12 protein-coding genes are annotated in these 12,168 nt (G+C 75.3%); 4 read left to right on the top strand and 8 right to left on the bottom strand.

Translation table 11 applies throughout. The features are described 5' to 3' along the window. Positions 1–163 precede the first annotated feature (163 nt). Both E9549_RS23945 and E9549_RS01990 read right to left on the bottom strand, forming a co-directional pair. On the bottom strand, positions 164–2,242 hold the full coding sequence (locus E9549_RS23945) for a chitobiase/beta-hexosaminidase C-terminal domain-containing protein (protein WP_236824898.1): 2,079 nt from the start codon (positions 2,240–2,242) through the stop codon (positions 164–166). Positions 2,243–2,535: 293 nt separating this feature from the next. Continuing rightward, positions 2,536–4,575 carry a fibronectin type III domain-containing protein gene (locus E9549_RS01990; protein WP_236824897.1) on the bottom strand — a complete coding sequence of 680 codons (2,040 nt, stop codon included), beginning with the start codon at positions 4,573–4,575 and terminating at the stop codon, positions 2,536–2,538. 267 nt (positions 4,576–4,842) lie between these two features. Between E9549_RS01990 and E9549_RS01985 the strand changes: the two genes are divergently transcribed. Further along, complete coding sequence (locus E9549_RS01985) at positions 4,843–5,640, top strand: DUF72 domain-containing protein (protein ID WP_236824896.1); 798 nt, start codon at positions 4,843–4,845, stop codon at positions 5,638–5,640. Positions 5,641–5,649: 9 nt separating this feature from the next. Here the strand turns inward: E9549_RS01985 and E9549_RS01980 are convergent, their stop codons facing one another. The 3 genes from E9549_RS01980 to E9549_RS23090 form a co-directional block, all read right to left on the bottom strand. Beyond that, positions 5,650–6,312: a hypothetical protein gene (locus E9549_RS01980; protein WP_236824895.1), complete on the bottom strand. Its 663-nt coding sequence runs from the start codon at positions 6,310–6,312 to the stop codon at positions 5,650–5,652. Between the two features lie 103 nt (positions 6,313–6,415). Continuing rightward, on the bottom strand, positions 6,416–7,252 hold the full coding sequence (locus E9549_RS01975; protein ID WP_236824894.1) for an SDR family oxidoreductase: 837 nt from the start codon (positions 7,250–7,252) through the stop codon (positions 6,416–6,418). After that, the gene (locus E9549_RS23090) at positions 7,249–8,244 is read right to left on the bottom strand and encodes a Gfo/Idh/MocA family protein (RefSeq protein ID WP_236824893.1); all 996 of its coding nucleotides are present in this window, start codon (positions 8,242–8,244) and stop codon (positions 7,249–7,251) included. Before E9549_RS23090 ends, E9549_RS01975 begins: the two co-directional genes overlap by 4 nt. Positions 8,245–8,282: 38 nt before the next feature. Between E9549_RS23090 and E9549_RS01965 the strand changes: the two genes are divergently transcribed. Then, the gene (locus E9549_RS01965; protein ID WP_236824892.1) at positions 8,283–8,567 is read left to right on the top strand and encodes a DUF4031 domain-containing protein; all 285 of its coding nucleotides are present in this window, start codon (positions 8,283–8,285) and stop codon (positions 8,565–8,567) included. On the opposite strand, the gene E9549_RS01960 is transcribed toward E9549_RS01965, so the two are convergent. Further along, complete coding sequence (locus tag E9549_RS01960) at positions 8,524–9,165, bottom strand: metal-dependent phosphohydrolase (protein WP_236824891.1); 642 nt, start codon at positions 9,163–9,165, stop codon at positions 8,524–8,526. The two genes, E9549_RS01965 and E9549_RS01960, sit on opposite strands and share 44 nt — an antisense overlap. After that, entirely contained in the window at positions 9,162–10,427 is a 1,266-nt protein-coding gene (locus E9549_RS01955; RefSeq protein WP_236824890.1) for an ArgE/DapE family deacylase, read from the bottom strand. Before E9549_RS01955 ends, E9549_RS01960 begins: the two co-directional genes overlap by 4 nt. Positions 10,428–10,489: 62 nt before the next feature. On the opposite strand from E9549_RS01955, the gene E9549_RS01950 reads away from it, so the two are divergent. Next, positions 10,490–11,212, top strand: a complete 723-nt coding sequence (locus E9549_RS01950) for a phospholipid scramblase-related protein (protein ID WP_236824889.1) — start codon at positions 10,490–10,492, stop codon at positions 11,210–11,212. Between the two features lie 308 nt (positions 11,213–11,520). Here E9549_RS01950 and E9549_RS01945 read toward each other — a convergent pair whose 3' ends face one another. Further along, positions 11,521–11,766, bottom strand: coding sequence for a DUF6458 family protein (locus E9549_RS01945; protein WP_236824888.1), 246 nt, complete (start codon positions 11,764–11,766; stop codon positions 11,521–11,523). Between the two features lie 226 nt (positions 11,767–11,992). Between E9549_RS01945 and E9549_RS23085 the strand changes: the two genes are divergently transcribed. Continuing rightward, positions 11,993–12,118 carry a hypothetical protein gene (locus E9549_RS23085; protein ID WP_255714284.1) on the top strand — a complete coding sequence of 42 codons (126 nt, stop codon included), beginning with the start codon at positions 11,993–11,995 and terminating at the stop codon, positions 12,116–12,118. Positions 12,119–12,168 lie beyond the last annotated feature (50 nt).

The raw sequence follows: 12,168 nt of genomic DNA, 5'->3' as shown, positions 1-12,168 counted from the left end.
GCCGGCCCCTGTCGGCGTCTTCGGGGCGGCCGCCGCACGAGAGGCGCCAGATCGGTCGGCGCACGAGGCGTCGGAGCCCGATGTGCCGCAGCTCGTGGTCACCCCAGCACAAGGCCGGGGGCCCGCCACCGTGTGGTGACGGGCCCCCGGGATGTGCGACGGGTCAGCGCACCTCGACCGGGAAGGGGCCGGAGACCCCGCCCTCGCTCGACTTGACCCAGATCTCGGTCGGCGCGGTCGCCGGAGCCGGGTCGACGGTGATCGCCCAGGCGCCGACGGCCTCGGGGGCCTCGATCGGACCGACGACACCGGTCGGGTACCCGGCGATCGGGTTGAGCGCCGGCCCGGTGCCCGCGGTGTTGGTGCGGTGCACCGTGATCGTCGCGCCGGGCACGGTGCCCGACCCGTCGATCCGGAACTCGTCGCCGGTCCGGAACTGGGCCAGCCCGATCGCGATGTCGTCACCGACGACCCGGTGGTTCACCGGCGCCGACAAGGTGCTGTACGGCGTCGTCGTCCCGGTGCGGGACTGCACCCGGAACAGGTACCGCTGGCCGTCCGCGCTCTTGGCCAGGCCGGTGACGTCCGCCGTGGTGCCCGTGACGATGACGTCGTGCTCGGGCATCGGCGTGACCGTGAGTGCCGTCGTGGCCGTCGCATCGGTGCGCAGGAACACCCGCACCCGGTAGGACACCGCGTCCGGAACGGGGTTCCAGCCGAGGCTGACCCGGCCCTGCGGTGCGGCCGGGTCGGGACCCGCGCCGCTGGTGCTGGTGATGGCCAAGCCCGTGGGCGTGACCGCCTCGGCGACCGGGGCGGGCGACACGAGGCCGGAGGCGTGCGTGGCGTTGCCGGCGGCGTCGATCACCGCGATGGCGACGGCGGTGTTGTCGGCCGTGATCGGGATCGGCTGCTGGTACAGCACCGCCGTGGAGGACGGCACGTTGCCGCCTTCCTCCGTGGTGACCGCCGAACCGTCGACCGTGTAGTAGATCGTGCCCTCGTCCGCGGACAGGGTCAGGGTCCGGTTGGGCGCGATCACCGCGGTGGCCGGGTCGAGCACCGGGTCGGTGGTCAGCACGGGTGGGGTGGTGTCGGTCCCGCCGTCCGGGGGCGGCGGCGAGGTGGTGCCGGCGAGGGCGAAGGGAGCGCCCATCTCGGTGCCGACCATCGAGCGGACCTCGATGTCGTACAGCGCGCCGCCGGTGAGCCCGTCCAGGACGACCTGGGTGGCGTCAGCACCCACGCGGTAGCCCTCCTGCCGCTGGGTGGCCTGGTCGACGGCGGTCACGCTGTAGCCGGTGACCGCGTCGCCACCGAGGACCGGCGTCGCGGCGGCCCAGGTGACCGTGGCCGCGGTCCCGTCGGCGTTCCACACCGTGGAGTACTCGCTGACCGGGGGCTTCGCGCCGTCCGGTCCGGGCGGGCAGCCGGGGGCACCGCCGCTGGCCAGGCCGTACTCGGAGAGGGTCAGGCCCAGCTGCTGCTCGACCGTGGTGGCGTCGGCCATCCAGCTCAGCGCGACCGCCTGGCCCTCGAACACCAGCTGCTGGTCCGAGGCCGACATGTCGGCGAACGTCACGGAGAACTCGCCGTTCGCCGCGGTGCCGGAGACCGTGTAGCCGGTGGGGACCTCGTCGGGCACCTCGTTGGGGCTCCAGCCGATGGCCCGCTCGCCGATGGCGCCCTCGTCCCGCATGGTCGGGTTGACCACCTCGACGGCGAAGCGGTCGAGGCTGACCTCGGGGCCGTAGGTGCCGCTGATCGTCACGGAGTTGGCGTTGCCCTCGACCGGGTCGCTGGCGGTGATCTCGGTGATCTGCGCCGAGCTGACCGTCATGCCGTCGACCAGGGGGGACCCGCTGAAGGACACCGACACCTCGTCACCGGCCTGCAGGTCGGGCGTGACGTCGGTGAAGCAGCTCGCCGAGTCGTGGTTCCACTCCCGGAAGCCGGTGTTGTCGACCTCGCCGGTGGCGGTCCCGACGACCTGGCCGCCGCGCCGGACGGTGACGGTCGCGGTCTGGCCGGCCTGGGCGGTGTAGCCCTCGATCGCGATCATGTCCCGATCGGGGAAGACCTCGATGTTGCCCGGCCCGGTCGGCGGCGTGCCGGCGCTCGCCACACCGGCGAGGGTCGTCACGACCCCCGCGGCGGTGACGACGGCGAGGCCGCCCGCCAGCGCGGCGCGGCGGGCTCTGGTGGTGGGGGTGCGGAGCGCTCCGGCCGCGGAGGAGGACACCGGTCCGGTCCCTCCTCCGCGACCACGCTCGGTGGTCGGTCCTGTCCTGGTCATGGCTGTCTCCGCAGTGAGCAGTGGTCGCCTCGGTCGAGGGAACGTGCTCACGGTTGTGGAGCCGGGTGGCGCGAGGCAGCCGAGGGGTGGGGGCCGGGCACCCCCCAAAAGGGGAGGGCGACGGCGTCCTGCCGGTCGCGGTGGCAGCAGGCGTGGACGCGCCGAGGGCCCGCCACCGGTGTGGTGACGGGCCCTCGGGTGCCCGCTCGTGGCCGCGGCAGTTGCCGCGACCGCGGTGCTCAGCGGCGTTCCATCGGCACCCCGGTCAGGTTCCCCCCGGAGGACGAGGTCACCGTCAGCGTCGCCGTCGGCGTGGCCTGCGGGCCGTTGCGGGTGCTGATCGACCAGGCGCCGTCGGCCGTGACCGCCACGTTCTGCGCGACCAGCTCACCGGTGCTGAGCCGCACTGTCACGGTGTTGGCGGTGGTGTCCTGGGCAGTGCCGGTGATCCGGTACTCGTTCCGGTCGTCCCGGAACTGGGCCCGGCCGACGGTGAGGACGTCGTTCGGCACCACCGTCCCGGGGTGGCCGTCGGCGAAGGTCGCCGCCGAGCCCCTCGACTCCCCGGCGAGCGCCACCACGTCGAGGTCGTACGTGGTGCCGTTGCTCAGGCCGGTGATCGTGCCGGTGGTGACGGCGCCGACCGTGGCCGTGACCGGCGTCCCGAGCGTGCCGTTTGCGTTGACCGGGGTGGCCGAGAGCTCGTAGCCGGTCACCGGAGCAGCCGGGTTGCCCGCGGTGGCCGCGAGCCATTCCATCGTGACGCGCTCGTGGCCACCGACGACGCGGGTCACCGTCGTGCTGCTCGGTGCGTCGCTCAGCGTGGTCGCCGACACCGTCTCGGTCGAGGTGGTGCGGGTTCCGGCGCTGTCGACCGCGGTGACCGAGACGCCGTACGTGGTGCCCGCTGTGAGCCCGGCGAACGAGGCGGTCGTGGTGGTGATGCCCGTCTGGGTGACGGCGTCACCGGTGGGCGGAGTCAGGCTCACGTCGTAGGAGACGGCGTCGAGCGCGGCCGTCCAGCTCACGTCCACCGAGGTCGTCCCGGTGGCCGTGGCGGTCACGCCGGTCGGTTCCGCGGACGTGGGCGGCGGGGTCTCCCCACCCGTACCACCGTCCCCGGCGCCCGGTGAGGTCCGCGGCGTGTACGCCCCTGTGGCGAGGTCCACCGAACCGAGCGGGGCCGGCTCGCTCCACCGGCCGTCGAACGGGACGACGGTGCCGCTGAACGCCTCGATGAGCAGCTCGTAGCTCTTGGACCCGTCCAGTCCTTGGAACGTGGCCGTGGTGCCGGTGGTGCGGATCGCGGCCTCCTGACCGGTCGCGGCGTCGTAGGCCGATACCCGGTACTGGCTGACGGCGGGGGCGTCGACCGGCTGCTGGGGAACGGGCCAGGTGACGGTGAACCCGGTCCCGCCCGCGGACAGGCCGGTCACGTCGGCCGTGGTGGGAGGCACCGGCATGCCGTCGGCCGCCCCGGGCGGGCACGACGGGTCGCCGGGGCCGTTGACCTGACCGCTCTCCCACAGGGTGAGGCCGAGCTGCTGCTCCACGGTCGGGTGGTCCGCCATCCAGCTCAGGACGACGTGCTCACCGGCGGCCACGTGCTGCTGGTCGGCCTCGGACAGCCCGCCGAAGGTGGCCGAGAATGCGCCGTCCGCCGCCGTCCCCACGGCGGTGTACCCCCTGCCGCCGTTGGTCTCGCCGTCGGCCAGGGTCGGATCCCAGGAGATGGCCCGGTCCTCGATGCCGCCGGGCTCCTCGCGCATGTCCGGGTTGACGACCTCGACCATGAAGCGGTTGAGATCGACGTCGGCGCCGTAGGTCCCTTCGATGGTGACGGAGTAGGCGCCCGAGGCGTCCGGTCCGGTGGTCGTGTACCCCGTGATGACCGAGGAAGCGATCACCATGCCGTCGCTGAACGCGGTGTCGCTGAAGGACACGTCGATCCGGTCGCCACCCCTGAGGTCGGGGGTGACAGCGGTGCTCGGGTCGCTGGGGTCGAGCGGGCCCCAGCACGCGGCGCCCGCGTGGTTGAACTCGAGGAAGCCGTTGGCGTCCACGGTGCCGGTGCCGCGGCCGATCACCTGACCGTCGCGGGTCGCGGTGACGGTGGCCGTCTGGCCGGCCTGCTCGGCGTAGCCGTCGATCGCCACCATGTCCCGGGCCGGGAACGCCTCGATGTTCCCCGGGCCCAGCGGTGGTGTGCCCGCCTCGGCCGTGGCGGCCAGCGTGACGATCGCACTGGTGGTCAGGGCGGCGCCGAGCCCCCCGGCCAACAGACGCCTCCGCGTCGTTCGAGGGCCGGGGAGTGGCGCGGCTCGGTGCGCTCCTCCGCGACCAGGGTTCCGGGTCGGTCGTGTAGTCATCATCGCGCGCTCCGCTGTTCCCGCCGTGCCCACCCCGTCGCGGGCAGGTCTGGTGCGGGCCACGGTCGTCCGTATCCCGGGGGAGGAGCACCCGAGCAGAGGGGTGCGCCCGTCCCCCAATACGGGGGCGCGGGTCGGTGCCGCGTCAGTCACCGCGGCGCGGGGTAGCGGCGGGGGATGGCGGTGATCATCGGGACCTCGGGGTGGCAGTACCGCGACTGGCGCGGCGCCTTCTACCCGCCCAAGCTGCCCCAGCGCCTCTGGCTGGAGCACTACGTCCAGCACTTCGCCACGGTCGAGAGCAACAACGCGTTCTACCGGCTGCCCGAGCGGGAGACGTTCGAGAAGTGGCGCGAGCGCACCCCGCCGGACTTCCGGTGGGCGGTCAAGGCCAGCCGCTTCCTCACCCACATCAAGCGGCTGCGCGAGCCCGAGGAGCCGGTCGCCCGCCTGATGGGCCGCGCCGAGGGGCTCGGGCCCAAGCTGGACACGGTCCTGCTGCAGCTGCCGCCCACGCTGAAGGCCGACCCGGAGCTGCTGCGCGACTGCCTGGCGCAGTTCCCGGCCGGCGCCCGGGTGGCGGTCGAGCCGCGGCACGAGTCCTGGTGGACCGACGAGGTGCGCGCCCTGCTGGAGCGCTACGGCGCGGCGCTGTGCTGGGCCGACCGCGACGAGCAGCCGGTGGCGCCGCTCTGGCGGACCGCCGGCTGGGGCTACCTGCGGCTGCACCACGGGTTCGAGGGCTGGGGGTACCGCCCGCAGACGCTGCAGCTGTGGGCCGACCGGCTGGTGGCCGCCTACGGGGACGACGACGTCCTCGTCTACTTCAACAACGACCCCGGCTGCGCCGCGGTCATCGACGCGGTGCGTTTTGCCGAGGCGGTGCGCCGCGCCGGGGGGACGCCCACCCGCGTGCCCACGGCCGCCGAGGCGACGGGCCTGGCATGGGCACCGGTGGAGGTCCCCCCGGGCTGACCCGGCCGGTCAGTTGCCGCCGCGCCCCTGCTTGCCCCGGCCCTGGTCGGCGGGCTGCGCGGTGCCGGCGCCGTCGGCCTGCTCGACCGGCTCCTCGACCGGGGTGGGGACGCCGCGGGTGGCCTTCGCCGCGTCGCGGGCGGCCTTCTCCGCCTCCCGGGCCGCGTCCCGCGCGGCCTTCTCCGTGTCGTGGGCCGCCTGGCGGGCCTGAGCCGCCGCCAGTGCTCCCTGGGCGTGCTCGTCGGCGTGCGCGATGGCGTTGTCCAGGCCGCGGAGCCCGGTCTCCTCCGCGCTGGTCTCGTCCTCGGTGGTCTCGTCCTCGGGCGCGCCGTCCTCGGTGGTCCCGTCCTCGGTGGTCCCGTCCTCGGGCGCGCCGTCCTCGGTGTCCCCGTCGTCGACGACCTCCGGGTCGGCGGTGTCCTCGGTCGCCTCCACGTCGACGTCCGTGGCGCCGTCGGTCGTGGCGTCGTCGTCCGAGCTCGGGAGCTCGAACGGCGTCACCGTCTCCACCGTGCCGGCGACGGCGTCCTGCACCGGCGTCGGCAGGACGCCGACGGCGCCGGCGCCGGTGACGCCGGCGGTGGCGATGCCGACGCCGGTCGCCACCTGGGCGACCGTGCTCGCGCCGGCGAACTTCGCCGCCAGCGCGGCCAGACCTTCGAGCAGTGCCATGGGTGTCGTCCCCTCGGGAGGATGGCCGTCGGTACGGCCGTTCCCGTTCCCCATCGGCAGGTGGCGGTGGCAGCTGCAGGCGAGCCACCCGGTCGGGGGACGGTCAGGCGCCCGCCGGGACCCGCTCGGCGAGGTGCTCGGCGAACGTGCGCGGCGCCCGGCCGAGCAGCGCGGCGAGCACGCGCGGGCTGCCGGTGAAGCCGTGCGCCCGGTACCAGTCGAACATGGTGGTGCGGCAGCGGCCGGCGTAGGTCCCGTCGTCCTCGGCGTGGACGTCGACCGCGGTGACCGGCCGGCCGGCCCGCTCGCCGAGCAGCGCGGCGACGTCCGGGGCGGTGAGCGCCTCGGGGCCCACTGCCTCGAAGGTGCCGCTGTCCAGCCCGTCCTCGGTGAGCAGCACGGCCGCCGCCTCGGCGACGTCGCGGAGGTCGACGAAGGACTGCGCCCGCTCCAGGCCCCACGGGCTGCGCAGCTCTCCGCTGTCGACCGCCCCGGGCAGCTGCCCGTCGAGGTTGTCGGCGTACGCGCAGGGCTGCAGCACCCGCCACCGCGCCCCGGTGCCCGCGACGGCCTCGTCGAGCGCCTCCTCGACGAGGTCCTTGGCGGCGTGGTGCGGCATCGCGCGGGCCTGCGGGCGCAGCACCGAGTGGTAGACGAGCCGGGGCACCCCTGCGCGGGCGGCCGCGGTGAGCACGGCGGCGGCCCCGGCGGCCTCGCCCGGGTCGAAGTTCGGCCAGATCAGGTACAGGGCGTCCGCACCGGCCAGCGCGTCCGACAGGTCGCCGGTGAGGTCACCCACGACCACCTCGGCGCCGAGCGTGTCCAGCTCCGGCCGCGGCTTCCGCGACGGCACGACGGCGCGCACCTGCTCGCCGCGCGCCAGCAGGGCCCGGACGGCGGCGGTGCCGGTGGACCCGCCGGCCGCGGTCACCACGATCACAGGACGTCGACCGCCTCGGCGTGCCGCACCCCGAGCTGGTCGGCGGCCTGCCCGAGCACATCCTGCACCACCAGCGTGTCGGCCAGCGGCATCGCAGGGCTCTCGGTGCGGCCGGCGCGCAGGCACCCGGTCACCTCGGCCAGCTCGTGCGCGTATCCGGCGCCGGTCTGCGGGCGGGTGATCTCCTCGGGCTCGGCGCCGTCGCGGTGCAGCACGATCGTCTGCGGGTGGTGGAAGCGGGGGACGACGTCGATCCAGCCCGTCGTCCCCACCACGCGGGCCGTCCCGGGCAGGGCGTACTTCAGCGAGGTGGTGAGCGCGGCGTTGCGGCCGTCCTCCCAGCCCAGCAGGATCGCCGCCTCCGCGTCGGCTCCTGACGGGAACAGCGAGCCGGTGGCGACCACGCGGTCGGGCGTGCCCAGCAGCATCTGGGCGAAGGAGACGACGTAGACCCCCAGGTCGAGCAGGGCTCCGCCGCCGAGCTCCAGCGCGAACAGCCGGTCGACCGGGTCGTACTCGCGGGAGACGCCGAGGTCGGCCTGCACCGAGCGCACCTCGCCGATCGCGCCGTCGGCCACGAGCTCGTTCAGCCTGGCGACGGCCGGCTGGAACCGGGTCCACATCGCCTCCATGACGAAGGTGCCGCTCTCCCGGGCGAGGTCGACCACCTCGGCGGCCCCGGCGGTGGTGGCGGTGAACGCCTTCTCCACCAGCAGCGCCTTGCCCGCGCGCAGCGCGGCCAGCGCGAACTGGTGGTGGTGCGGGTGCGGGGTGGCGACGTAGAGGACGTCGACGTCGGGGTCGGCCAGGATCTCGCCGTAGGAGCCGTAGGCCCGCTCCAGGCCGTGCCGCGCGGCGAACCCGTCGGCGCGCTCCTGCGACCGGGAGGCGACGGCGACCGCGCGGGCGCCGTCGACGACCGCGAAGTCCTCCACCACCTTCTCCGCGATGCGGCCCGGCCCGACGATTCCCCAGCGGATCTCTGCACTCACCGGGCAGACGCTAGTCGCGGCCCGGCACACTGCTCGCCGTGGCGGTGCTGATCGACTCCCCGGTGTGGCCGTGGCGGGGGCGGATGTGGTCGCACCTGGTCAGCGACGTCTCCTACGAGGAGCTGCACGCCTTCGTCGCCGTGGAGCTGGGCATCCCGCGCCGGGCGTTCCAGGGCGACCACTACGACGTCCCCGCGGACCTCTACGAGGTCGCGGTCGCCGCGGGGGCGCTGCCGGTGGGTTCCCGGGAGCTGCTGCAGCGGCTGCTCGCGGCGGGGCTCAGGCTCCGGAAGCCTCGCCGGCCCGCTGCCTCAGCAGGGTGATCTCCGCGGTCAGGTTCGCGCGCGCCGGCTGCTCCCACTCCGCGGCCGCGGGCAGCCGGTAGAGGCGGGGCAGCTCGAGCAGCCGCTCCAGGACCGCGATCCGCCCGGCGGTGAAGTCCTCGTCGGAGAGGTGCCCGTACTCCGCGCGCACCGCGGAGGCGTAGCCCGCGTACGCGGCCGGGGGCGCGGCGAGGACGGCGAGGTCGGCGTCGCACAGCGCCGCACCGTTCACGTCGCCCGGCTCGGGGTCGTGCGCGGCGGTGAGCAGCACCAGGCGGGCGACCTCCTCCACCCGCTCCTCCGGCACGAGGCCACGCAGCCCGGCCCGGGCGCGGTCGGCGCTGACCTGCTCGTTGTCGGCGCGCAGCGGGTCGTAGACGACGTCGTGGTACCAGGCGGCCAGGGCGACGGCGGCCGGGTCCGGCGCGTCGGCGGAGAGCCGCTCGACCAGCCCGAGCACGGCCGCCAGGTGCGCGAGGTCGTGGTAGCGGCGGTGCGGCTCGCTCCAGGCGGCGACGACGGCGGCCCACTCGGTGCGCGAGATGGGGGAGTCCCCGGCCAGCGCGGCCCAGGCCTCGAACCCGACCGGGCCGCTCACCGGACCCCGCAGGTGCGCAGGGCGAGCAGCGCGAACGCCCGGGCAGCGGTGACCAGCTCGGCGACCGGCACCTGCTCCTGCGGGCCGTGCGCCAGGTGGAGGTCACCCGGCCCGTAGTGCAGCGTCGGGACGCCCCTGGCGGCGTAGAGCCGCAGGTCGGTGCCCGCGGGCAGGGCGCGTTCGACCGGTGGCGGCCCGCCGGCGTCGACGACCGCGGCCCGCACGGCGGGCAGCAGCGGGTGCCCGGCCGGCAGCTGACCGCTGGCGAACGCGCCGCCGACCCACGTCAGCCGCACCGGGTGCCCGGCCAGCCACGGGTGCGCCGCCGAGACCTCCGCCAGCCGGGTCTCCAGTGCCGCGCGCGCCGCCTCCACCGGCTCGCCGATGCGTACCCCGTACCGCCCCTCGGCCACCAGCCGGTCGGGCACCGAGCTCGCCCAGTCGCCGGCCCGGACCCGGCCGATGGAGATGCCGTACGGGAAGCGGGCGTCGCCGAAGCGCGGGTCGGCGTCGCGCTGCCGCTCCGCCTCCAGCTCCCGCAGCGCGGCGTGCACGTGCGCGAACAGCTCGACGGCGCTCACCCCGCGGTCGCGCATGGCGGCGTGCGCGGCGCGGCCGGTGACCTCCAGCCGGAAGGTGAGCGCGCCGGCGTGCGCGGTCACCACGGCCTGCGCCGTCGGCTCCGGGATCACGCACAGCTCGCCGGTGTGGCCACGGCGCAGGGTGGCCCAGGCGCCCAGGCCGCCGTCCTCCTCGCCGACGACGCCGTGCACGGCCAGCGGCCGGGCCAGCCGCACCCCCGCCGTCCGCAGGGCGTGCACGGCGGCGAGCGTGGCGACGACGCCGGCCTTCATGTCGCAGGCCCCGCGTCCGTGCACCGCGCCGTCGGCGAACCGGGGGACGAAGGGGTCGCCGGCCCACAGGCCCGGGTCGCCGGCCGGGACGACGTCGGTGTGCCCGGAGAGCACCAGCGCCGGGGTGCCCTCGCCGCCGGTGGTGCCGACCACGCCCCACGCCTCGGTGCGCACGACCTCCTGGCCGGGGGCGTCGGCGGCGGTCGCCGCCTCCGCGAGGTCGACCGGCCAGCAGTCGACGTCGCAGCCCAGCTCGTCCAGCCAGCCCGCGAGCAGGTGCTGCACCTCGCTCTCGGCCGCCGAGCCGCCCACCGACGGGACGGCGATCATCGCCGCGAGCCGGTCCACCGCCCACTGCTCGTCGACGGCGGAGAGGACGCGGGCCTCCACGTCGGTCAGCTCGGCCACGGTTCGGAGTCTGGCACGCCGGCCGCGCGGCCCCGCGGGGCAGCGGCGCTAGGTTCACCGCCGTGACGCAGCCCCCGCCGCCCGGTTGGTACCCCGATCCCGCCGGCGGCCCCGGCACCCGGTGGTGGGACGGCCAGGGCTGGAGCGAGCACGTGCAGCAGCCCGCGGCGCCGCCGCCGGCGGCCGGGCCGTCGCTGTACGACCAGCCGGTCCTCCTGGTGAACCAGAGGACCAAGCTCGTCGAGCTCACCAACGAGTACGCCGTCCTCGACGGGAACGGGCAGCAGATCGGTGCCGTCGTCCAGGTCGGGCAGAGCGGGCTCCGCAAGGCCGTCCGCTTCGTCTCGAACCTCGACCAGTTCCTGACCCACCGGCTGGAGGTGCGCGACGCCCGCGGGCCGGTGCTGGTGCTCACCCGGCCGGCGAAGCTGGTGAGGTCGCGGGTGGTGGTCGAGCGACCCGACGGGGCGCCGGTCGGCGAGATCGTGCAGGCCAACGTCTTCGGGAGGATCCGCTTCGACCTGGTGGCCGACGGGGCGCTGGTCGGGGCGATCCAGGCGGAGAACTGGCGGGCGTGGGACTTCGCCATCACCGACGCCGCCGGTGTCGAGATCGCCCGGATCACCAAGAAGTGGGAGGGCCTGGCCCGCATCATGTTCACCACGGCCGACCGCTACGTCGTCCTGGTGCACTACCGCCTGCCCGAGCCGCTGGCGAGCATGGTCATCGCCGCGGCGCTGACCGTCGACACGGCCCTCAAGCAGGACGAGCGCGGGTTCAACTGACCCGCGACGCTCCGCGTCGCACCGCGGCCAGGTGCCGTCCCCACCGGCGCTGAGCCCGTGTCCACGGCCACGTCCCGCGACATGACGCCGGTACGTCCGGCGCGTACGGTGGGACGAGTCCGGGCCGGGTGCATCGTGCCCCCGGGTGCCATTTGGTTACGCCTTCACGGACTACCGCCCCGACCTCGGTCGGGGGCCTGGAGCCGTGTTGTGCTTATCGCCGCGAGGCGGCCGTCATCCGGTCCGGACCTGAACCGACGAGAGCCCCCGCCCTGCCCGGGCGGGGGCTCTCGTCGTCCGCGCGTCGCTCAGTAGGTCTCCTCCGTGGTGCTCCGGCGGGCCGGTGCACCACCCGGGTCGCCGTAGGCGTCGGTCCGGGTCACCCGGCGCTGGCGCGGCCCCCAGACGGCGAGCTCGAGGACGATCCCGAGCGCTCCGACGATCATCAGGATCCAGGCCACGACCTGCAGGTCGACGCCGCTGACGTCCACGCGCAGGGCGAAGGTGAGGATCGCGCCGAGGGCGAGCAGCACGATGGCGGTTCCGAGTCGCATGACGAACTCCTCCGGTGGCGGCCGGCGGGGCGCCGGCTCGCGAGGGCAGCGGTTCCCGCGAGCCGGCCGGTCAACCGCGTCCCGGCCCCGGTGTCACCCTGACGGGTGGCGGCTGAGGGCCCCTTAGGTGTGCGTCCCCACCGCGGACGGCGTGACCGCCCGATGCCCGGCCCCCGGCCTCAGCACGACCGTTCCTCGTGTCACCACCGACGAGAGAGGGACGACGATGACCTACCCCAACCCCGGCCTCGAGGCCGAGCTCGCCTACCGCCGCGAGGTCCTCCAGGGGATCGGCCGCACCACCGGCACCCGGCGGGGTTCCTGGCTCCGCCGGCACCGGCGTTCGCGCTGAGCGCACCCCGGCCGGGTGGGACCGGCCGCGATCGGTCACCCCCGCGTGCC

The organism is Blastococcus sp. MG754426, assembly GCF_021699055.1.
GTDB lineage: Bacteria > Actinomycetota > Actinomycetes > Mycobacteriales > Geodermatophilaceae > Blastococcus.
Note: the sequence above shows the minus strand (reverse complement) of the source record. Positions and strands in the feature narration are given on the sequence as shown.

Bases quoted from the DNA above. Each gene is read 5' to 3' on its own strand.
- E9549_RS23085 (WP_255714284.1), top strand. From the start codon at position 11,993: ATGACCTACCCCAACCCCGGCCTCGAGGCCGAGCTCGCCTACCGCCGC.
- E9549_RS01980 (WP_236824895.1), bottom strand. From the start codon at position 6,312: ATGGCACTGCTCGAAGGTCTGGCCGCGCTGGCGGCGAAGTTCGCCGGC.
- E9549_RS01945 (WP_236824888.1), bottom strand. From the start codon at position 11,766: ATGCGACTCGGAACCGCCATCGTGCTGCTCGCCCTCGGCGCGATCCTC.
- E9549_RS01985 (WP_236824896.1), top strand. From the start codon at position 4,843: ATGGCGGTGATCATCGGGACCTCGGGGTGGCAGTACCGCGACTGGCGC.